Origin of the sequence: Amycolatopsis sp. WAC 04182, assembly GCF_003947465.1 — a bacterium.
Classification (GTDB): Bacteria; Actinomycetota; Actinomycetes; order Mycobacteriales; family Pseudonocardiaceae; genus Amycolatopsis.
The window spans coordinates 527,038-547,946 of record NZ_QHJJ01000007.1; the positions used below are offsets into that span (position 1 = coordinate 527,038).

At 67.7% G+C, this 20,909-nt stretch carries 21 protein-coding genes; 11 read left to right on the plus strand and 10 right to left on the minus strand.

Annotated elements, in window-relative coordinates:
- The first annotated feature begins 34 nt into the window (after positions 1 to 34).
- Positions 35 to 832 (plus strand): DUF1684 domain-containing protein, encoded by a 798-nt coding sequence (locus DMH01_RS34625; protein WP_199745734.1) that lies wholly within the window; start codon positions 35 to 37, stop codon positions 830 to 832.
- On the opposite strand, the gene DMH01_RS34630 is transcribed toward DMH01_RS34625, so the two are convergent.
- The 7 genes from DMH01_RS34630 to DMH01_RS34660 form a co-directional block, all read right to left on the minus strand.
- Positions 814 to 1,809 (minus strand): BtrH N-terminal domain-containing protein, encoded by a 996-nt coding sequence (locus DMH01_RS34630; RefSeq protein WP_125682319.1) that lies wholly within the window; start codon positions 1,807 to 1,809, stop codon positions 814 to 816. The genes DMH01_RS34625 and DMH01_RS34630 overlap by 19 nt on opposite strands.
- Positions 1,806 to 2,609, minus strand: a complete 804-nt coding sequence (locus DMH01_RS34635; protein ID WP_125682321.1) for a MerR family transcriptional regulator — start codon at positions 2,607 to 2,609, stop codon at positions 1,806 to 1,808. The genes DMH01_RS34630 and DMH01_RS34635 overlap by 4 nt, the downstream gene beginning before the upstream one ends.
- 46 nt (positions 2,610 to 2,655) lie before the next feature.
- A complete protein-coding gene (locus DMH01_RS34640) occupies positions 2,656 to 5,562 on the minus strand; it encodes a discoidin domain-containing protein (RefSeq protein WP_125682323.1) in 2,907 nt (968 codons plus the stop codon).
- 156 nt (positions 5,563 to 5,718) lie between these two features.
- Positions 5,719 to 6,405, minus strand: coding sequence for a hypothetical protein (locus DMH01_RS34645; protein ID WP_125682325.1), 687 nt, complete (start codon positions 6,403 to 6,405; stop codon positions 5,719 to 5,721).
- A 36-nt stretch (positions 6,406 to 6,441) separates the two neighbouring features.
- A complete protein-coding gene (locus tag DMH01_RS34650; protein ID WP_125682327.1) occupies positions 6,442 to 7,161 on the minus strand; it encodes a HEAT repeat domain-containing protein in 720 nt (239 codons plus the stop codon).
- Positions 7,162 to 7,351: 190 nt separating this feature from the next.
- On the minus strand, positions 7,352 to 7,837 hold the full coding sequence (locus DMH01_RS34655; protein WP_125682329.1) for a hypothetical protein: 486 nt from the start codon (positions 7,835 to 7,837) through the stop codon (positions 7,352 to 7,354).
- Positions 7,838 to 7,914: 77 nt separating this feature from the next.
- Positions 7,915 to 8,979, minus strand: a complete 1,065-nt coding sequence (locus DMH01_RS34660; protein WP_233621772.1) for a DUF6734 family protein — start codon at positions 8,977 to 8,979, stop codon at positions 7,915 to 7,917.
- Between the two features lie 111 nt (positions 8,980 to 9,090).
- Between DMH01_RS34660 and DMH01_RS34665 the strand changes: the two genes are divergently transcribed.
- Genes DMH01_RS34665 through DMH01_RS34680 form a run of 4 tightly spaced genes read left to right on the plus strand, consistent with a single transcriptional unit; the run spans position 9,091 to position 10,751 of the window.
- Entirely contained in the window at positions 9,091 to 9,672 is a 582-nt protein-coding gene (locus DMH01_RS34665; protein WP_233621773.1) for a hypothetical protein, read from the plus strand.
- Positions 9,673 to 9,690: 18 nt separating this feature from the next.
- A complete protein-coding gene (locus DMH01_RS34670) occupies positions 9,691 to 10,020 on the plus strand; it encodes a hypothetical protein (RefSeq protein ID WP_125682331.1) in 330 nt (109 codons plus the stop codon).
- 55 nt (positions 10,021 to 10,075) lie between these two features.
- On the plus strand, positions 10,076 to 10,354 hold the full coding sequence (locus tag DMH01_RS34675; RefSeq protein ID WP_125682333.1) for a type II toxin-antitoxin system Phd/YefM family antitoxin: 279 nt from the start codon (positions 10,076 to 10,078) through the stop codon (positions 10,352 to 10,354).
- On the plus strand, positions 10,347 to 10,751 hold the full coding sequence (locus DMH01_RS34680; RefSeq protein WP_233621774.1) for a type II toxin-antitoxin system VapC family toxin: 405 nt from the start codon (positions 10,347 to 10,349) through the stop codon (positions 10,749 to 10,751). The genes DMH01_RS34675 and DMH01_RS34680 overlap by 8 nt, the downstream gene beginning before the upstream one ends.
- 387 nt (positions 10,752 to 11,138) lie before the next feature.
- On the opposite strand, the gene DMH01_RS34685 is transcribed toward DMH01_RS34680, so the two are convergent.
- On the minus strand, positions 11,139 to 11,816 hold the full coding sequence (locus tag DMH01_RS34685) for an MBL fold metallo-hydrolase (RefSeq protein ID WP_125682335.1): 678 nt from the start codon (positions 11,814 to 11,816) through the stop codon (positions 11,139 to 11,141).
- A gap of 107 nt (positions 11,817 to 11,923) precedes the next feature.
- On the opposite strand from DMH01_RS34685, the gene DMH01_RS34690 reads away from it, so the two are divergent.
- Together DMH01_RS34690 and uvrA are read left to right on the plus strand one after the other, a co-directional pair.
- Complete coding sequence (locus tag DMH01_RS34690; protein WP_125682337.1) at positions 11,924 to 13,147, plus strand: acyltransferase; 1,224 nt, start codon at positions 11,924 to 11,926, stop codon at positions 13,145 to 13,147.
- Between the two features lie 77 nt (positions 13,148 to 13,224).
- Positions 13,225 to 16,080, plus strand: a complete 2,856-nt coding sequence (gene uvrA / locus DMH01_RS34695) for an excinuclease ABC subunit UvrA (protein ID WP_125682340.1) — start codon at positions 13,225 to 13,227, stop codon at positions 16,078 to 16,080.
- Between the two features lie 25 nt (positions 16,081 to 16,105).
- Here uvrA and DMH01_RS34700 read toward each other — a convergent pair whose 3' ends face one another.
- Positions 16,106 to 16,729: a fibronectin type III domain-containing protein gene (locus DMH01_RS34700; protein ID WP_233621775.1), complete on the minus strand. Its 624-nt coding sequence runs from the start codon at positions 16,727 to 16,729 to the stop codon at positions 16,106 to 16,108.
- 275 nt (positions 16,730 to 17,004) lie between these two features.
- Between DMH01_RS34700 and DMH01_RS34705 the strand changes: the two genes are divergently transcribed.
- From DMH01_RS34705 to DMH01_RS34720, 4 genes are read left to right on the plus strand one after another with little or no spacing between them, the layout of a single operon-like run.
- Positions 17,005 to 17,556 (plus strand): sigma-70 family RNA polymerase sigma factor, encoded by a 552-nt coding sequence (locus DMH01_RS34705; RefSeq protein WP_199745745.1) that lies wholly within the window; start codon positions 17,005 to 17,007, stop codon positions 17,554 to 17,556.
- Positions 17,553 to 18,263: an anti-sigma factor gene (locus DMH01_RS34710; protein WP_125682343.1), complete on the plus strand. Its 711-nt coding sequence runs from the start codon at positions 17,553 to 17,555 to the stop codon at positions 18,261 to 18,263. Before DMH01_RS34705 ends, DMH01_RS34710 begins: the two co-directional genes overlap by 4 nt.
- On the plus strand, positions 18,260 to 18,733 hold the full coding sequence (locus tag DMH01_RS34715) for an SRPBCC family protein (RefSeq protein WP_125682345.1): 474 nt from the start codon (positions 18,260 to 18,262) through the stop codon (positions 18,731 to 18,733). Before DMH01_RS34710 ends, DMH01_RS34715 begins: the two co-directional genes overlap by 4 nt.
- Before the next feature lie 9 nt (positions 18,734 to 18,742).
- On the plus strand, positions 18,743 to 19,447 hold the full coding sequence (locus DMH01_RS34720; protein WP_233621776.1) for a carbon-nitrogen hydrolase family protein: 705 nt from the start codon (positions 18,743 to 18,745) through the stop codon (positions 19,445 to 19,447).
- On the opposite strand, the gene DMH01_RS34725 is transcribed toward DMH01_RS34720, so the two are convergent.
- A complete protein-coding gene (locus tag DMH01_RS34725) occupies positions 19,426 to 20,835 on the minus strand; it encodes an MFS transporter (RefSeq protein ID WP_125682347.1) in 1,410 nt (469 codons plus the stop codon). The genes DMH01_RS34720 and DMH01_RS34725 overlap by 22 nt on opposite strands.
- Positions 20,836 to 20,909 lie beyond the last annotated feature (74 nt).

The window sequence follows — 20,909 nt, forward strand, 5'->3', positions numbered from 1 at the left end:
GGGGGAACGAGCAAGGTCACGGAAGGGATCGGCGATGAGCACAAGCCTGGACACGTTCACGCGGGACTGGCAGGGCTGGAAGACCCAGCGCGAGCGCGATCTCGCCGATCCGCTCGGCTGGCTCGCCCTGGTCTCGCTCGATTGGCTCGAAGACAAGCCGCGCGCGTATGAGGGGCTGCCCGGCCTCTGGTGGCAGGACGCCGACGCGGCGTACCTCGATCCTCAGGGCGCGGAGCTCTCGCACGACGGCGAGCGGATCACCAGTGTCCGCCGCTTCGAGCTCGTCAACAGCGGTGCGACCACCCGGGTCGTCGCAGGCGACATCGAGATCGAGGTGGCGCGACGCGGCGGGTACCTGATCCGGACGCACGACCCCAAGGCGCCGGTGCTGAACGCTTTCCGCGGCGTCCCGGCGTACGAGCCCGACGCGGCCTGGGTGCTGTCCGGGACTTTCGAGCCCTTCGGCGAGCCACGGCCGACCACGGTCGGAGCGGTCGTCGAAGGGCTCAGCCACGTCTACGTCTCGCCGGGCATCGTGCGGTTCGAGTACGACGGCGTGGAGCACACGCTCACCGCGTTCAACGGCAAGAAGGACGGCCTGCTCATTCTCTTCACCGATGCCACGAGCGGCGTCACCACCTATGCGGCGAACCGGTCGCTCGCGGTGCCACCGCCCGCGGAGGACGGGTCGGTCGTCCTCGATTTCACCCGCGCGACGAACCTGCCCTGCGCGTTCACCGATTTCGCGACGTGCCCGTTGCCGCCGGCGGGCAACGACCTGCCGTTCGCGGTGGAAGCGGGGGAGAAGCTGCCCTACGAGCGGCAGGGCTGAACAGCCGCGAGCGCCGTCATCGCCTCCTGTTCGCGCCGGGCCAGCTCGGACAGGAGGGCGGACGCGTCGTTCAGCGTCCCGGCGTCGCCGGTTTCCCCTGCCTGTGCGAACAATTCCGCGACTTCTGTCCATAGTGGAGTGATTTCGCGGTACTTCTCATATGCGGTGTGGAGACCGGCGTCGTCGACGACTGCTGTGCTTTCTTCGAGGAAGTCACGGTAGATCCGGCGGAAGAGCGCCCCTCCGGTCCCCGCCCGCTCCATCAGGACGGCGGCCTGCGGAAGGTCGCGCGCCGGATCACTGCTGCGCTCCAGCCATTTCCGCACCTGTGCGGCGGCTTTGCCGATCCCGCGATATCCGAGGTTCGCGATGGGCGGGTTGAGGAACTCCGCCGCGTTCGCCCGGACGGCCGTGCGGATGGCGTCGGCGAGCGGAACGAGAGGCGTGTCCACGCCGATGGTGAACGAGCGGTTCTTCGCGGTCATCGGGCCCTTCTCCCCACGGGCGCGCTCCAGGCTCTCCAGCGAAGTCGATACGGCCCCACCCTGCTGTGCCGTATCGATGAGGAAGGCACTCTCGTCGTCGTAGCCGTACAAGGCGGCGAAGTGCCCTCCGAAGTGGACTTTCGAGGTGAAGTACTCCAGGTGGTACGAGTCGAGTTGCAGGCCGACCGGCACACCGGCGTCGATCTCCCCGGCCACGTTCCGCCACGCCGTGCGTGCCGACGCCGTTTCCTTGACCCGCAACGATAATCCGAGCCGGTCGGTCAGCTTCCGGGTGATCTCGACGGGCTTGCTGCGGCCTCCGAGGAACGGGAACGGCAGGTGCTTCCCGTCCCAGTAGATGAAGCCCAGGCCTTCGCCGAGCCCGAACAGCATCGGCTCGGACAGCTCGATCCCGGCATGCCGCAGGAGGACCTGGAGCGTGCTGGTCTCGCAGTGTTCGCCGCCCGCGGACGCGATTCCCTCGATGATCACGAGGTCACCGGCCAGGCGATTTCGGTGCGGTAGGCCTCGGGCGCGACTCCCGGCCCGGGCGCCACCAGATACAGCTCCTCTGCAGGGCCCGCCGGGAGGCGGTCGCGTTCGGCGATCCAGCGGCCGAGTGATCGGTACGCGGTCTCGACGTCTTCGTAGCCGCCTTCGTGGATCGTCGCCACGAGCAGCTCACCGGGAAGCTCGGCGGCGCTGATCTCGCCGTCTTCCCTTACCGGCCCGTCGACCGGGACGAACAGTTCGACGGTCAGCTCGTCGGGATCGCCGGTGAGGTAACGGGCCCCGGGCGGTCCTGACGGCGTGACGCCTTGCGCGCCGAGCGACGCGAACAGCCGGGCGTACGCGGGGCCGATCAGCTCGGCCAGCCCGCTCAGCGGGGTCCGGATAGACAGACGGGCGATCGGCTGCGGCGCGCGCACGCGTTCGTAGACATGCAGCCACCGCGTCGGTTCGGCGAGCACGGAGTCGAGTCCGTCGGTGATCGCCGCGAGTTCCGCGGCGCGCGCCGCCACCCGGTCGTGATGTCGTTTGATCGCGGCCTTCACCTCGTCCGGGTCGCCCGCGTCCAGGATCGCCGCGATCTCCGCGAGCGGAACCTCCAGCTCACGCAGCCGCCGGATCAGGCTCGCGCGGGCGAACTGTTCGAGCGAATACCGGCGGTACCCGGTGCCGGGGTCGACACTGGCGGGTACCAGCAGCCCGATCCGGTCGTAGTTCCGCAACGCGCGGACCGACAGCCTCGTGGCGTGCGCGAACACGCCGATCGGCATCAGGGTCGTCATGGGACCAGCCTGAACCCTCTCCCGGGGAGAGGGTCAAGCCGGTACCTCACTCCAGTGACAGCCGATCGAGATCCGGGGCGGACGCGTGGTCGTTGTGCAGTTCGATCGTGTTCGCCCCCGCCTTCAGCTCGACCGGCAACGACGTCGTGAGCCGGGTGTTGTTGCCGGCGCCGTCGACCTTCACCTCGATCGGCGTGCCGTCGTTGACCGTGACGAAGTACGAGCGAGGCCCGTTGACGGTGAAGTCGATGTGGAGGGTGTAGCGCCTGGTCTCGGGCACGGTGACGTCATCGAACCGCACGAACGAGCCCGGATCGCCGCCGATGTTGCGGACCTTCTGCCCGCCCGAGCACACCCCGCAGTTCGTGACGCCCGCGTCGCCGACGTCGTTCGCCGAGTCTTCGGCCTCCCGCATGAAGACGCGGTCCGCCGGTCGTGGGCTCACACGCACCGGTTCGCTCACCGTTTTCGCGCGGCCGAGCAGGTCGAACGACGCGGTGACCGGGATGTCGGCCGCGGTGACACCTTCGGGGGAGACCAGGGTCCAGGACGCTTCGAGCTCGTTCCCGACCCGCATCGACGCTGTGCTCGCCGGAGCGCCTTGCAAGGTCCAGCCCGCCGGGACTACGGGTGCGAGGCTGACCTGCTTGATCGTGTCGTCGGCGTCGAGCCGCAGCTTCGCGGTCACCTGAAGGGCATGCCGTCCCGGCGCGAGCCATTGGACGCCGCCCGGTTCGACGGTCAGCGTCGTTTTCGGCGTGTAGGACGCCGGTGGCAGGGGAGCGAGCGCGATCCGGTCGAGGCCTGGCCCCGAGGAGGCGTTGCTGAACACCTTGACGGTGTTGGCGCCGGCGTTCAGTTCGACGGGGATCGCCGTCGAGGTCACGACTCCCGGCGTTCCGGCGTCGATCGCGGTCTCGACAGGAGCGCCGCCGTTGACACTCACCGCCACCGACGTCGCGGGACCGCCCATGGTGTCGAGCTGGAGCCGGTGACTACCGGCTTCGGCGGCCGTCACGTTCGGATAGGTGACCGAGTTGCGCGGGCCACCACCGAGCCCGGTGATCTGGAACGATCCGGAGCAGGGCGAGCAAGGGCTGAGCCGGGCACGCCCGTCGTGGTCGTTCTGGAAGGACTCCGCCTCCAGCGGGACCTGAGCGCCCCGCGCCGAACTCGGGTAGCCGTACGCCACCTTGATCTCGTCGATCGCCAACTGCTTGTAGAAGGGTTTCGCCTGCGGTCCGGACCAGGTGTTCAGCACCTCGAGTTTGACGAACCGGGTCTGCCGTACGCCGAAATCGATGAACTGCACACCGCGGGCGCTCGGCATCGCGCCGGTGCGGACCGGTTTGCCCCAGTTGCGCCCGTCGTCGCTGACGTAGACGCGATAGTCCTTGATCCGCGACGAGTCCTCCGGCCTGCCGAACGACTCGCGCGCGTGTGTCGGCGACATCTCGCGCTGGTTCACCGCGAGGTAGGTGGCGGTCCGTCGCTTGCCGAGGTCCAAGGTCAGCGAGACCGGCTGCCTGCCATCGGCGTCCCAGTAGTTCTCGAAGTTCCCGTCGACCAGGTTCGACGCCGGATGCCCGGCGCGCGAGGACGAAGCGGTCGCCTTGATGGTGCGGGAGTCGAGAAAGTGCTGTTGTCCGGTCGTTTCCACCTTGAACACCGTGTCGTAGGTGTCCCAGTCCTTGATGTCCACAATGGTCAGATAGCCGCCGGATTGACTGAAGCGCAGCGGCTTGCCGGTGCGGAGATCGGAAACCGCGGTCACCTTGTATCCGTTGTCGCGCAAGCGGAGCAAGTCGGTGCGCGGCCGCGTGACCACGTGCAGATACTGCGTTCGGGCGCCTGGCTCGACAGTGATGACGCCGTGCGCGCCGTCGTTCCAGAACCCGGGCTGCATGCCGCCGTACAGGTACCCGCCGCCCTCCTTGCGCTGCAGGGCGGACTTGATCGGCGGCACCCAGCTCGCCATGAAGTTGTTGTACGCCTCCTGCCGCGGCGGGAACTTCCCGTTCACCATCGGGGTTTCGGCCATCAGCGACTTCATCGACGAACCCGCGTTGGCGATGTAGCGCCCGGTGGACAGCCGGAAGTCGACGGCCTGATCGGTGCCGTCGTACCACCAGCCGCCGTTGGTCGGCAGTTTGTAGTCGGCCTCGGTGAGCCTCGGCATCGGGGTGAAGGCGGCCTGCGGATAGTCGTACGGCGGTGTGATGCCGGTCTTCTGCTCGTTGCTGACGGTGTCCATGATCGGGGTGTCCTCGTTGTTGTTGCTCAGCAACCAGGACGGTCGTTTCTCGCGGATCTGTTCGTAGAGCCGGTTCTTCTCCCAGTAGTCGTTGTCGTTGTCGATCCAGAAGCCGGCGAGGTCCGCGTAGCGGTCCATGACCTCGTGGAAGAGGTCGTAGCTGTACTCACCGAAGCCGGGACGGGTGGTCAAGTCGACCTGCTTGCCCTTGTAGGCGGAGTACGCGGCGGAATCCAGTGACTCGACTCCGGTCTCCTTGTGCCACTGGGGATCGTCGGTCATGTAGAGGATCGTCCGGACGCCCTTCGCGTTGCCCGCCTTGACGAGCTCGCCGAGGAGGTCGCGGCGCGTGGAGCAACTACCCGGGATCGCCGACGGCCACGGGCGCGCGTAACCCAGCCTGCTGTGGAAGGTGGCGAGCACGATGTAGGAGGCGCCCAGCTTGCGGGCCTCGTCCACCCAGTAGTCCGCGCTCCAGCCGCCGTCGGTGACGGCGCGTTCCCAAGCGGCGCAATCGGTGTGGCGCGGTGCGGTGAACATGCCCCAATGGAGGAACAGGCCGGCGGTGGCTTCGCGCAGCCACTTCTGCCGGGGATGGTGTACCTCCGCGCTCGCCGTCGTCGTCGTGAGGAGGCCTGCCAGCAGGGCGAGAACTACGGCGAGCCAGGCGGTGCGATGCGCTCGAACTCTCATGACCATCCGCTCTCATCCCAGGCGTGGTTACCGAGAGATCCGATGATTGCGGCAGAAATGTCGGCGGTCAAGCCCCGATGACCGGGACATCGGTTAAGTCATCGGAGGTATTCGTGACCAGGCCCTCTCGTCTGCAGTACGAGAGGGCCAGGCGGTCGTGACTCAGATGGTGAAGCCCGGATGGGTCGCGAAGGCGTTGTCGATCACGAGGTTCCCGCGCTGGCGGGCTCGTTCGCGCAACGCCGACGTCGTGCGGGCGCCCTGGGCGTAGAACCACCACAGGTAGAGCGCGCCGTACATCCAGGCGCCCTCGTAGCCCCAGGTGGAGTCGGCGCCGCTCTTGCCGGCCCCGAACACCGAACCGGCCGGGAAGTTCGCGTTGTGCGGCTTCCCGCCCTGGTGGCGCGATTCGTGGATCAGCGTCTCGGCGCGGCCGGGAACGTCCTTGGAGTACCAGAAACCGAGGTACACCTCGATCCGGTCGTCGACGAACGCCCCGCTGAACGAGCGTGCGATGGCGCTGCCGTCACCGCAGAGCGAGCGGAGGTCGTCGCAGTTGTCGCGAACGTACCGGCGCGCCCAGTTCAGCATCGCCCCGGAATAGGCGTCGTTCTGGTAGTCCTGCGCCGAATAGGTCAGCAGGTAGCACGCGTTGAACGTCCGGGCCAGCGGTTTGTCGGTGTTGCACGCGTCTTCCCAGCCGAAGCCGTCGTCCCAGTAGTCCTTGTTGCCCGCGAAACCGTAGGTGTTCCAGAAATAGTCGATGTAGGTCTGGTTGCAGATCGAGGCGCCGTAGAAATTGTCCCCGGTCACGTTCTTGTCCGGCACGGTGTAGCTGCAAGTGGCCATCGGAGATCACCTGTCTGTAGAAGGAATGGGTTCGGTTCAGGAGCGCGGGGGCTCCGGCGGCGGCACGTCGTCGGTCCGTGAGTCCTTCACGTGCCGGCCGCCGACGGCCTGGGGGACACCCCGGACGTCGACCCGCCGGATGTTCAGCAGGCGCTCGTCCTCGGTGCCGCTGAGCTCATCGCGCACCCGCGCGGTGAGGTCGGTGTCCCCGGTCTCGGCGATGGCCTGGACGGCCGCTCGCCGTACCGTGAACACCTCGTGCCGGACCTGCCGCAGCAGCAACTCCTTAGCCGCACTGTCTCCGGCGGATGCCAAGCGCGCCAACGCTTCCACGGCGGTGGTGCGGATGATCACCTCTTCGCCGACGGTGCTGATCCCGTGCGCGGGGTCGTCGGAACGTTCCGGCGGGATCGGTTGGCGCAGCACATTTTCCAGTACGGAGACGGTGGCGGTGTGCCTCAGATCGGTGAGGAGCTGGACCAGGCCCCAACGCTCCAGATACTGCTCCTCGGACAAGGCGTCGTACTGCTCTCCGAGCGCCGGGACGACGTCGTCCGCGCGCTCGCGAAGCCGGTCGAGGCTCCGCTGGTAGTTTCGCTCGGCGTCCTCGCCGGACGCGGCCATGGTTTCGGCGGCCTGGGTGACCAGTTCGCCGATTTCGCCGTTCGAGAAGCTTCCGAGGCCCGAACTGCCCGGGCCCGCTTCGAGATTGTCGCCACCCGGGCCCAAGGACGGGGTGTCGGGATTGCGTGGCATGAGGTTCTCCTTCGCAGCTGCGGTGATGCTGACGGAAGGAAGGAACGCGGGCCGACGCGGCAGATACCGGATTTTCCGAAAATTCGCCCCTTGGGGCAAAACGTGATTTTCACCGCGGGAATCCGAAAAGGATTTTGCTCACCGAAAGCCCGGTGGCCGTCGAAAAGCCTTCACGGATTCCCGCTCGTGATCAATGGCGGACGTCGATGACGACGCGGTTCGGCGAAGTCAGGGTGAACACGGTGACCGGTGTCCTCGACCGGACACCGAGGCCGATGGACAAGGTTCCTTCGTAGTCGCCGGTGACCGCGACCGCCATGACGTTGCGCAGATTCCGGGTCCGGAATTTCTGCGGTCCGGGATAGGTCGGGTTCCCGGTGTCGTCGTGCGCGGCGGCCGGGCTCGCGGTGACCGCGATGAAGAATTCCCCGGTCAGCCAGACGATTTCGCCCGAACCATCGGCGATCAACTCGTCGACGAGGTCGTACCGGACGGCGGGAGCCTGGCCGGCGGTCAGGTCGAGCACGACCCGGTCGAAGCCGGGGTTCTGGCCGGTGCGGACCCCGGTCATGGCGGGGATCTGTGGCACCGCGGCGGAAACGGGTGTGACCGCGGCGACGGCCCCGGTCAAGATCAGGACGGTGGCGGCGAGCGCGCGTCGTAGGGTGATGGTCATGGCGATGACCTCCTGCCGGAGAGTTGTTTCCGGAAAGACGCCCCAGGTTCGGATCGGTTGTATTCTTCGCGCTATCGTTACTGATCGCCGAATTCGCGTCGAACGATCTCGAAGTCGGCGGGGAAATGGTTTTTAACGCGCTCCGTGAGCCAGGCCATGTACCGGAGATCGCTTTTCGCGGAAGCGATGAGATGGGTGAACCTCCGGTCGTCCTCTCGGTAGCAGTCGTGCTGCGAACCGAAAACGCACTGCACGTCCGTGGTGCCACCGCCCCAGCAGAGTGCGCCGAGAAGGTATTGCTCGACCACGAGGTTGTAATCCTCGAGCGGCGCGAGCCGTTGCCAGGCCGTCTCGTTCTCCGCCGACTCGACCATACGGATGGCGAGATCGGCGTAGCGGCGGAGGAAGGGAACCGCCGTGCCGCCGACGACCCCGGTGCACAGCGCGGCGTCCCCGGTGTAATCGCCGAATTCCTTCGGCAGGAAACCGCCGGTGCTCCGGATCGCCGCGGCGACGGCCGCCGGCCGGTAGTAGCCGGCATCGGAAGCCGGTGCGTGCTCCGGATTCTGCGCGACGACCTCGCCGTCGAGCCCTTCCGCCGGGAAGCCGGGCCAGAGGAACACGTCGTTGTCGATGTGCAGGAAGGGTTCGCGTTGCTCGCGGTACGCGTGCAACTTCCCGAGCGCCCACCAGGACGGATCTTGCCCGGCTAGTCCGTTCAGTGTCAGGGAGATGTCGTCGAAGGGCAGTCGCAGCCGGGCGACGAGCAGATCGTGTCCCCAGTCGTCGGTCACCAACGCCGTCGTGGGAAAGAGGCGGGACGCGAGCCGGAACGACAGGACCCAGGACAGTGCGTGGAAGAAGTCGCTGGGCCAGTGTCTTCCGTGCCCGCGCCGGTACGGGACGCTCCAGAACGACCAGACCGCCCGGCGGATCGGTCGCGCGACCCGGTCACCCGGACGGACCACGCGGACCGGCGGAGGACGCCAACCTGGCTCGCCGATCTCGCCGTATCCGCTGCGCCGGGGGATTCCGGGCGCGAGCAGCCGGCCGCCGATGGCGACCGCGGTGCAGGGGTCGTCTCCGTAGTACGACATCGCGCTGTGGTTCGGGTCGTGGTGGTGGAACGTTACGACGGCCATTTCTCGAACCCGCCGGATGTGGTGTACTAGTACACCTTGAGCGCGACGGCCGGCGAAAGCCTTCGCCGGTTCTGATCTTTCACGGTCAGGAGGAGTTTCTTGTCGTCAAGCGTGGGGGCGCCGAGCCGGCTCTCGGAGCATCGGGCGTTCGTCTGTCAGCCGGTGTTCCTGGAACGCCTGCTCGTGAACGTGGAAATGCGGCGTGGAAGGGCCTATCGCCGGTTGGCGGTGCGAACCGTCGTCGCCTGCGAGAACGACGTCGACGGCTACACGGCGGGGGTTCCCGTCAAAGCGATCTTGGGATGCCGCGTCGCGACCTCGGCGGACGCTGTGGATCTGCGCTTTCCGAAACCGCTGCGCAAAGGCGAGCGGCACGAGTTCGTCTCCCTCGTGTGCGATGACGATCTGGACGGCGAGAGACGGTGGATCAACATCGACGTCGACCATCACGGGATCGCGCCAGGTGTCGTCGACAACGAAGGCAAGGTCAAGGCGGGACTCAACGTCAGCGTCACGTTCGACGACCACGTTCCCGAAGCCTGCTGGTGGTACGCGGAACAAACCGAGTGCGAGCGCGTGATCCGGCCGCCGGACGGCGATCGGCGTCTGCTCGAAATCCGGCGTGGCGTCGTGGAGCACACGTTCGCGGGGCCTTGCCGGCCGCGTGAGCAGTACGGCATCGCTTTTCATTGAGGGGCCAGGGGAGTGAACATGGCCGATGACGTGGGCTTGGAGTCGCTGCTCGGCTACGCGCGAGAGGACCGGGTCGGGCTCTCGGTCGTGGTCGCCGTGGCGGGAGCGACGGTGGGCGAAGGCGCGACCTTCGCGGAGAGAACCGCGGCGCTGCTATCCGTGATGGGCGCCTTGATGGACCGAGGCGCGGTGCCCGGCGATCTGGTGGGCTCGGATCGCGAGTTCGTGGCGTGGCCGGGGTCGAAAGCCGAGGTTCTCTCGCGGCTGGCCTGCGAGGTCAAGGCGCTGGGGGAGCTTCCAGCACCAGGGGAGCTTTGCTGGATCCATGCTCCGGCCGCCACTGGGTGACGTTGCCCTGGCCCAGATGTAGCCTGACGTGCTACACGGCGCTACACTCATAGTCATGAAGGTGATCACGCAGCGCGAGTTTCGCAACAACTCCGCCGCCGTCATGGATGCGGTCGAGGCGGGGGAGACGTATCACGTCACCCGCAACGGCGTTGAGGTGGCAGAACTGCGGCCTCTTTCTCGTAGGCGCCGTCTGAGCGCGGAGGAACTGGTTCAGAGGCATCGGGGGCTGCCTCGGGTCGAGGCAGCCCAAATGCGACAGGAAGCCGACGAGTTCTTCGGCTCTGAGGACCGGGTGGATACCGACGATGTGTGGGAGCGGCGCCGTGGTTGAGCGACCTGAGGCGGGCGTGCTGGACACCTGTGCGTACATCGACCTCGGCCTGCTCGACCCCTCGGCGTTGCCTCGCGTGCCGGAGCTCACCGCGATCACGATGGCTGAATTGCATCAGGGCGTGGCGATGGCCAAAGATCCGGCCGCACGTGCGGCACGTACCGAGAAACTCGGCGCCGCGATCGTGGATTTCGCCCCTTTGCCGTTCGACGGCGACGCGGCCGCCCGATACGGGACGCTGGTGGCGCTGGTTCTCGCGGCGAATCGCGATCCGCGGCCTCGGCGGATGGACCTGATGATCGCCGCCATCGCGTCTTCACGGGACTTGCCGCTCTACACCCGCAATGAAGATGACTTCAAAGGGTTGGACAGTATGGTCGAGATCGTCGCCATCTGAATGTCGCCAGGGTTCTTCATGGAAGCCTCGGAAATGCGCCGAGTTTCGCTACTTCGGCAGATTCTCAGGTTATCCAGATTGTTCGCAGTGGTGGAGTCCGCACTTGACCGCAGCGTGCCTGCGCCGCACGCGCAGGCCCATTTGTGGACGTCGGCTCGTCGCCATGCAGTATAGGTGTAGAACGTGTTTCCGCTGTTCATGAGGACGTAGACATCATGAACCGTGTGGTGTTTGCTCGCGGAGTTTTCGTCCGATCCTCGGTGCACACAATTCGATAAGCTGTCATGAGTCGCACTTGGTTAGGCGCGAGTGGTGGGGTTGACCTCGCCGAAATGCCGAACGGGGCCACCTGCTGTGCAGGCAGCCCCGTTCGGGAACGTCGTCAGCTCACCAGCCGCGTTCGCGCCACTCCGCCAGGTGCGCCCGCTGCTCACCAAGAGTCGAGTCGTCCCCGTGTCCCGGATAGAACCATGTCTCATCCGGCAGTTCGTCAAAGATGCGGGACTCGACATCGTCCAACAACGACTTGAAGTCCTCCGGCGAACCGGTCTTGCCGACGCCGCCGGGGAACAGCGAGTCGCCGGTGAACAGGTGCGGGTGCCCGTTCGGGTCGCGGTACAGCAGTGCGATGGAGCCGGGGGTGTGGCCGCGCAGGTGGATCACGTCGAGGGTGACCTGTCCGACCTTGATCGTGTCGCCGTGTTCGACGAGGAAGTCCGGCGGGATCGGCAGCGGTTCGGCGTCCAGCGGGTGGGCGGCGGTGTTCGCGCCGTTCGCGCCGGCGACGGCGCCGAGGGCCTGCCAGTGATCTTGGTGCTGGTGGGTCGTCACGACGGTCTTCAGCGCGGGCCGGTCGGGGCCGTGGCCGATGAGGTCGGAGATCCGCTCGGGGTCGTTCGCGGCGTCGATCAGCAGCGCCTCGTTCTCGGCGCGGCAGACGAGGAGATACGCGTTGTTGTCCATCGGGCCGACCGACAGCTTCGTGATGGTGAGCGCGTCCAGGGTGCGACGGGCGGCGTCGCCGCCGGGGTCGACATGCCCGGTGTAGGTCTCGACGATGTTCACACCGCACACGGTAGTCGTTCGCCTGCAATCGGTTCCACCCGCACAGGCGGCGCACAGGTGCACGACGTAGGCTCGCGTCGCCCCGCCAGCCGAACCACAGGACGCTCGTGCCCGACGCTTCGCCGCGCGCCTCGCGCAAGATCAGCTGGGACGTCCTTCGCGTTGTCGCCGTCTTCGCGGTCATGCTCGGGCATGTCACCCATCAGGGGGCGCTTCTGCATCCCGAACTGGTGGGGTACCCCTTTCGGGTAACCGCTCAGTTCGGCGCGGCCATCCTTCTGGTGATTTCGGCCTTCTTCGTGTGCGCGAGCCTGCGTAAAGGACAGCCTGGGCGGTGGCTGTGGAACCGGGTCGCGCGGCTGGTGCCCGCGTACCTGGTGGCGGTGGCCGTCACCTATGTCGTCGCCCGGTACGCGACGATCCGGTTCAGCGGCCTGCCGTTCCCGCCCGGTCTGTCCGGATTCCTGTTCGGTGTCCCGCAGGGCCCGCCGTCCGATCCGTCGCCCTGGTACGTCCCCACCGGCGCCGATCTGCTCGCCAACCTGGGCATGGTCCAGGAATGGGGCTGGCGGTACGAGCTCTTCTACTACCTCGACGGCGCCTACTGGACGCTGCCGGTCCAGCTCGCCGCCTTCACCGCCGCCGCCCTGCTGTGGCCACGCCGGTGGCGCACCCACCGGCTCACCGTCGGGCTGCTCTGGGCGCTGATCCTGGTGCCGCTTTTCCTCCGGTTCGTCGTGTTCGACCCGGTTTCCACGCCGAAGCTCGTGGAGACCTTCTACTACGGCCTCGGCCTGCATCGCGTGCACGTCTTCGCCATCGGGATCGCGATCTGGCTGTGGTCGAAACGACGTCTAGCGCACTGGCGCGTCGCGTTGTTCCTGCTCGCCGCCTGCGCCGCGCAGGACCTGCAGGTCTTCCCGTTCCACCAGGCCCTGCCGAACGATCCCGAGCGCTGGCCGTCGGCCATCGGGTTCGCGATCATGCTGCTGCTGGTGTGCCTGGCCGCGCGCGGACCGGACTGGCGGTTGCCCGGTCTCGCCAGGGTCGCCCCGGCTGTCACCTGGCTCGCGGGCATCTCGTATGGTCTTTATCTGGTGCACCAGGAACTCGGTTACATCCTGGCCCGTGCCCTGCTGAACGCCGGTGTCCCCGGCTGGCTGCGGCTCCCCCTCGTGCTGGCCGCGGCCGTGTTCGGGGGCTGGGCGATCACAGCCGGCGTGGAACGGCCGGTCCACCGGTGGCTCACCGCTCGCCGGGATCGACGCGAAAAGCCGGGAAAACCGCAGGTCAAAGACTCGGAACCAGTTTCTGTCGGTGGTGCCTCGTAGCATGGAAGCGGCCGCCCGTGCAGCTATCGACCGGGACGGCGACCGCAGCTGAGAATGAAACCTGAAGGGACCCTGGCGTGGCTGATCGCCTCGTTGTTCGCGGCGCCCGCGAGCACAACCTCCGCGGTGTGGATCTCGACCTGCCCCGCGACAGCCTGATCGTGTTCACCGGTCTGTCCGGGTCCGGGAAGTCGAGCCTCGCCTTCGACACCATCTTCGCCGAAGGGCAGCGCCGCTACGTCGAGTCGCTGTCGGCGTACGCGCGCCAGTTCCTCGGCCAGATGGACAAGCCGGACGTCGACTTCATCGAGGGCCTTTCGCCCGCGGTGTCGATCGACCAGAAGTCCACCTCGCGCAACCCGCGTTCGACCGTCGGCACCATCACCGAGGTCTACGACTACCTGCGCCTGCTCTACGCCCGCGCCGGCAAGGCGCACTGCCCGCAGTGCGGCGAGGCGATCAGCAAGCAGACCCCGCAGCAGATCGTCGACCAGGTGCTGGCGATGGAGGAGGGCACCCGCTTCCAGGTGCTCGCGCCCGTCGTCCGCGGCCGCAAGGGCGAGTACCTCGACCTCTTCGAGAACCTGCAGCAGCAGGGCTACGCGCGGGTCGTGGTCGACGGGACGATCCACCCGCTCACCGACCCGCCGAAGCTGAAGAAGCAGGAAAAGCACCAGATCGCCGTCATCATCGACAGGCTTTCGGTGAAGACGAGCTCGCGGCAGCGGCTCACCGACTCCGTCGAGACGGCGCTCCGGCTGGCCGACGGCCTGATCGAGCTGGAGTTCGTCGACCTGCCGGAGAACGACCCGCATCGCGTGCGCGGTTTCTCCGAGAACCTGGCCTGCCCGAACGGTCACCCGCTCGCGATCGAGGACCTCGAGCCGCGGTCGTTCTCCTTCAACGCCCCGTACGGTGCCTGCCCGGACTGCACCGGTATCGGCGTCCGCAAGGAGGTCGACCCGGAGCTCGTGGTCCCGGACGACGAGCTGTCCCTCGGCGAGGGTGCCATCGCGCCGTGGGCGGGCGGCCAGAGCGCGGACTACTTCATCCGCCTGCTCGAGTCGCTTTCGGAGACCATCGGCTTCCGGATGGACACGCCGTGGCGCAAGCTGCCGGCGAAGGTGCAGAAGGCCGTTCTGCACGGCGTCGACGAGCAGGTCCACGTCCGCTACAAGAACCGCTACGGCCGCCAGCGTTCGTACTACGCGAGCTTCGAGGGCGTCATCCCGTTCCTCGAGCGGCGCCAGGAGCAGACCGAGTCCGAGTACATGCGCGAGCGGTACGAGGGCTACATGCGCGAGGTGCCGTGCCCGGCCTGTCAGGGCACGCGGCTCAAGCCGGAGATCCTCGCCGTCACCCTCGAGCACAAGACGCAGGGTGACCGGTCGATCGCCGAGGTCTGCGCCCTCTCGATCGCGGAGGCGTCGCAGTTCCTCGACGAGCTGGAGCTCGGCAAGCGCGAGCAGGTGATCGCCGGAGCGGTGCTCAAGGAGATCCAGGCGCGGCTGCGCTTCCTCCTCGACGTCGGCCTCAACTACCTCTCGCTCGACCGCGCTTCCGGGACGCTGTCCGGTGGCGAGGCGCAGCGCATCCGGCTCGCCACGCAGATCGGCTCCGGTCTGGTCGGCGTGCTGTACGTGCTGGACGAGCCGTCGATCGGGCTGCACCAGCGCGACAACCACCGCTTGATCGAGACGCTGGTCCGCCTGCGGGATCTCGGCAACACGCTGATCGTCGTAGAGCACGACGAGGACACCATCCGCTCCAGCGACTGGGTGGTCGACATCGGCCCCGGCGCCGGTGAGCACGGTGGCCACATCGTCCACAGTGGACCGTACAAGAAGATCCTGCGGAACAAGGAATCGATCACCGGCGCGTACCTGTCGGGCCGCACCAAGATCGAGGTCCCGGCGATCCGGCGCCCGATCGACAAGAAGCGTCAGCTGACCGTCGTCGGCGCGCGCGAGCACAACCTGCGCGGTCTCGACGTGTCGTTCCCGCTCGGCTGTCTCGTGTCGGTCACCGGTGTCTCGGGTTCCGGGAAGTCCACGCTGGTCAACGACATCCTCGCGACCGTGCTGGCGAACAAGCTCAACGGCGCCCGCCAGGTCCCGGGCCGCCACACCCGGGTGAACGGGCTGGCCAACGTGGACAAGCTGGTCCGCGTCGACCAGTCGCCGATCGGCCGCACCCCGCGGTCCAACCCGGCGACGTACACCGGCGTGTGGGACCACGTGCGCAAGCTGTTCGCCGCGACCACCGAGGCGAAGGTGCGGGGCTACCAGCAGGGCCGGTTCTCGTTCAACGTCAAGGGCGGCCGGTGCGAGGCCTGCGCCGGTGACGGCACGATCAAGATCGAGATGAACTTCCTGCCGGACGTCTACGTCCCGTGCGAGGTCTGCAAGGGCGACCGGTACAACCGCGAGACCCTCGAGGTGCACTACAAGGGCAAGACCGTCTCCGACGTGCTGAACATGCCGATCGAGGAGGCGGCCGAGTTCTTCGAGCCGATCAAGGCGATCCACCGGCACCTCGCGACCCTCGTCGACGTCGGCCTCGGCTACGTCCGGCTCGGGCAGCCCGCGCCGACGCTGTCGGGCGGTGAGGCGCAGCGCGTCAAGCTCGCCAGCGAACTGCAGAAGCGGTCCACCGGCAAGACGGTCTACATCCTCGACGAGCCGACCACGGGTCTGCACTTCGAGGACATCAGCAAGCTGATCGGCGTGATCAACGGGCTGGTGGACAAGGGAAACACGGTGATCGTCATCGAGCACAACCTCGACGTCATCAAGACCTCGGACTGGATCATCGACATGGGACCCGAGGGTGGTTCCGGCGGTGGCACCGTGATCGCGGAGGGCACGCCGGAGCACGTCGCTTCGGTGGAGGAGAGCTACACCGGACAGTTCTTGAAGACCGTTCTCGCGTGAGGTCTCGTGAGTGGTGAGGACGGTTCTAACCGTCTTTACCACTCACGAGGTCCAGCACCGGAGAAGCGGGCCCGTAGTAGAAGGCGCGCAGCCGGTACGAGGCGCCTTCTTCACCCGGCATCGTGGCGAGCCCGGCTGACGTCGTCCCCGGATCGGACACCTCGATCGGCACGAATTCGGCGGCGCCGGGTTTCTTGATCTCCACCAGGAAACCGTCTTCGTCGCTGGAGCGATCGGTCCAGCTGAACCGCACCATCTCCTCCGGCGCGGGTTCGGCCCGGAACGAGGCCGGAGCGGCCGAGCGATCGCCCGTTCGCAGGGACACAGCGGGCCCGGCCGCGGCCGGCGTGGCAGACCCGGAAACCGTGACGGCGTCCGAAACAGTGCCGTAGAAGGGCCGGATCCGGTAGTAGAACCGGGTTTCCGGCATCAGATCCGGGTGCCGGTAGGTCGTCTGCCGCGGCGGCAAGAACTGCAGGATCGTGTATTCGCCGTGCGGATCGGTGGTGTACTCGACGATCCGTCCCGCCGCGGCCGGATCGTCGTCGGGCCAGCGCAGGTCGACGTTCACCGGATCCGTCAGCGTCGCGGTGAAACCGGGTTCCTCACCGCAACCCGACACGAAGGCGACCGCCAGCAGAACGGCCACGAGTTTCCTTGGCACGCCGAGACCCTCCCGGGGATCAGGCGGCGGCGGAATCCGGAGGCGTCAGCATACGAGCGCGTCCGGTGATCGACAAGACCCCGGTTGAACCGCGTCCCCGTGCCGTCCGTGTGGGAGGCAAGAGGAGGCGGCCATGGAGAACCGAGGAGAGGCCGGTGCCGATGCACAGTTCGATCGCGGCGCGCGCCGAACGATCCACTCTGCCCCTGCGGGTTGCAGTACTGTCCTCGCCGACCCAGAAGACCGTCGGGAGGACGCGAGTGGCGATCGGAGGCTGGCGGCCCAAAAAGGCCAAAGGCGAGGACTTGGTCCGGCACTTGTACGCCGAACACGGGCGAAGCCTGCTGGCGTACGCGACGAGGCTGACCGGGGACCGCGCGGCCGCGGAGGACGTCGTGCAGGAGACCCTGGTCCGGGCCTGGAAGCACGCCGAAGACCTGGAGAACGACGCGAAGGGATCGGTGCGGGGCTGGCTGCTCACGGTGGCTCGCAACATCATCACCGACCGCGCGCGGGCCAGGGCGGCGAGGCCGCCGGAAGTGGCCGAGCCGGAGGAAGGCGTGCCCACCCCGGCGGTGGAGCGGGACCACGCGCAGAGCGTCGTGGACTCGATGGCCGTGCTCGGGGCGATGGACGGCCTCTCCACGGAACATCGTGAGGTGCTGGTGGAGATCTACTACCGGGGCCGGACGGTGGCCGAAGCGGCGAGATCCCTTGGCGTCGCCCCGGGTACCGTTAAGTCGAGATCTTATTACGCGTTAAGGGCGCTCAGAGCCGTGATGGCGGGACCAGGGAAGGAGGTGGCGCGATGAGCGCGGTCGGACATGACCAGGGCCAGCTCGCCGCCTACGTCCTCGGTGGGCTCACCCCGGCGGAAGCGGCCACGTTCGAGACGCATCTGGCGAACTGCCCCACCTGCCGTCGTGAGGTGCGCGAGCTGTCGGAGCTGCGGTATCACCTCGACGAGGTGCCGCCGGAGGCGTTCCTCGAAGGACCTCCCGACGGGGGAGATCTGCTGCTGCAGCGCACGCTGCGTCAGGTTCGCGAAGAAGAAGGCACCCAGGAGCGCAAGCCGCGGCGGCTCCTGGCCGTGGCCGGGGCGGCCGTGCTGGTCGTCGTGGCGCTGGGCGCGGGCGTGCTGGTCGGACGGCAGACGTCTCCCGAACCGTCGACGGTGGCGCTGCCGGTGCCGGCGGTGGCGGCCCCGGTGCCCGGCACCCGCGATCTCGCGGCCACCGACCGGGAAACGGGCACCCAGCTGGCGGTCCGGGTCGTCCCGGCGGCGGGCTGGGTCCGGCTCCACGCCAAGGCGACCGGTGTCCGCGAAGGCGAGAAGTGCACGCTCGTCGTGGTGACCAAGAGCGGAGAGCGGGTCAACGCGGGCAGCTGGCTCGTTTCGGAGAAGGGCCAGCGCGAGGGCACCGGGATCGACGGTTCGGCACTGGTGGCCCCGGACGACGTGGCTTCGGTCGACGTCGTGACCATGGACGGCCGGAACCTGGTGTCGGCGCGGGTATGACGGATTCGCTCGCGGGTCGCGGAGGCGGTTGGTACCGCTTCCGCGACACGTGGCTGCTTCCGGCCTCGCCCAAGGCGGTTTTCGACGCCGTCGTCGACCTGGCCGCGTATCCGCTGTGGTGGCGCGACGTCCGATCGGTCAGCCAGATCGACGAGGACACCGCCGAACTCGTCTGCCGGTCCAGGCTGCCGTACGCGCTGACCGTGCGGATGCACCGGGACCGGCAGGACGAGCGCGAGGGCCGGGTTCGGGTCCTGCTCAGCGGCGATCTCGAAGGGACACTGGCCGGCGCGCTGATGGCGGTGGGCGAGGGCACCAGACTGGAGATCACGCAGGAGGTCGAGGCGCGGAAACCGTTGCTGCGCAAGCTCGATCGGATCGCGCGGCCGGTGTTCCGGATCAACCACGCGCTCATGATGCGGCGGGGGCAAAACGGATTGCGGGGCTATCTGGGGGCGGCCGCGGGTTAGGCTGCCGCCATGCGTGTCGCCACCGTGCAACCGGTCACCGTCCCCGCGGATCTGTCCGCGAACATCGCCGAACACGCGAGGCTCCTCCGGATCGCGGAGGCCGATCTCTGTGTCTTCCCCGAACTTTCCTTGACCGGCTTGGAGTTCGAGGCGTTCGCCGCCGATCCGGCACTCTGGCTGTCCCCGGCCGATCCTCGCCTCGAACCGCTCCGGGAGGCGTGCCGGGCCAGTGGTGTCCATGCCGTCATCGGCCTTCCTCTCGTGGAGGACGGACGGCGGTTCATCGGCTCGCTCGTCCTCGGTCCGGCTGGGGAAACCGTTGCCACCTATGCGAAACGCAATCTTCACAACAGCGAGGAAGAGCTGTTCGAGCCGGGCACGAGGCAGGTGATCATCGAGGTCGGTGGCAGGCGTCTCGGCCTCGCGATCTGCCTCGACGCGGCGAATCCGGACCACGCGCGGGAGCTTGCCGAGGCGGGCGCCGAGGTTTATGTCCTCAGCGCGCTCTTCAGCGAGGGCCAGGAACAGCGGCTGCTCGACCAGGTCGGCGTCGCGGCCGGGTATGGGATGTGGGTCGTGCTTTCCCAGTATTCCGGCAAGACCGGCGGGATGGCCGCGTTCGGTGGCAGCGGGGTCTGGAAACCCGGAGGCGCCGCCGAGGTACGCCTCGGCGGCGAGGTCTCCGAATGGGGTTACGCGACGATCGATTCCTGAGCCTTCTGGTCACGCAGGGCCACGGCCGCGACGAAGACGGCGAGAGCGAGCAGCCCGGCGCTCAGCGCGTATGCCGTCCGGTAGCCGCTGGTGAGCGCCTCGGGCATCGCGGTGCCCTCGGCCAGGAGCGAGCCGGTGCGGGACGCGGCGGCGGTCGCGAGCACGGCGGTCCCGATGGCCGCACCGATCTGCTGCGTGGTGTTGATCAGTCCCGAAGCGACCCCGGTGTCGGCGGAGGTGACGCCGGACATCGCCTGTCCCATCAGCGCCGGCATCGCCGCGCCGAACCCGATGCCCATCAGGACGAGCGAGGGCAGGACGTCCGTCGCGTAGCTCCCGTCCGCCTCGACGGTGGCGAGGAAGCCGAGCGCCAGCGCGACCAGGGAAAGCCCGGTGACGAGCACCGTTCGCGCCCCGAAGCGGTGGTTCAGCCGCTCGGCGAAGACCAGCGACATCACCGCGATCGAGAGCGGGGCGGGCAGGAACGCGAACCCGGTGCTCAGCGCGTCGAGCTGGAGCACGCGTTGCAGGTAGAGCGCGGTGATGAACTGGAAGCCGAACAGCCCGGCGACCATCAGGACCATCACCGTGTTCGCCCCGGACACCGCGCGGAGGCGGAAGATCCGCAGCGGCAGCAGCGGTTGACGGGCTTTCGCCTGCCGGAGCACGAATCCGGTGAGGAGAAGCAGTGACACCGCGAGCAGCCCGAGCGTGCGGGCGTCGGCCCAGGTGTACTCCTCGGCCTTGACGATCGTGTAGACCAGGAGCATCAGCCCGCCGGTGACCAGTCCGGCGCCGGTGACGTCGGTGCCGCCGCGCAGCCCGGAGCCGCGGTCGTCGGCGAGCAGGCGAACGGCCAGCACCAGCGCGATCGCGCCGATCGGCAGGTTCACGAAGAACGTCCAGTGCCAGTCGAGCAGCTGGGTGAGCGTTCCGCCCGCGATCAGCCCGATCGACGACCCGGCGGCCTGGGTGAAGCTGTAGACACCGATGGCCTTCGCTCGTGCCCGCGGTTCCGGGTAGAGCGTGGTGATCATGCCGAGCACGACGGCCGACGCCAGCGCGCCGCCCGCGCCCTGAAGGAAGCGGAACCCGATGAGCTGCGCCTGATCCTGGGCGATCCCGCAGAGCAGGGAGGCGAGGGTGAACAGGCCGAGCCCGGCGAGGAAGACCCGTTTCCGCCCGAGCAGGTCGCCCAGTCTGCCGGACAACAGGAGCAGCCCGGCGAACGCGATCAGGTAGGCGTTGACCACCCAGGCGAGGGTGGACGGTGTGAAGCCGAGATCGTTCTGGATCGCGGGCAGCGCGACGGCGACGATCGAGCCGTCGAGGACGACCATCAGCGAGACGGCGCAGAGGACGGCGAGGGCGAGGGCGCGTTGAGGCATGAAGAATCCACTTCGGAAGATTTCCCCAGGTGATGCCTTGGTGCATCACTTGTAACAGCGCCCATCTTGTGTGA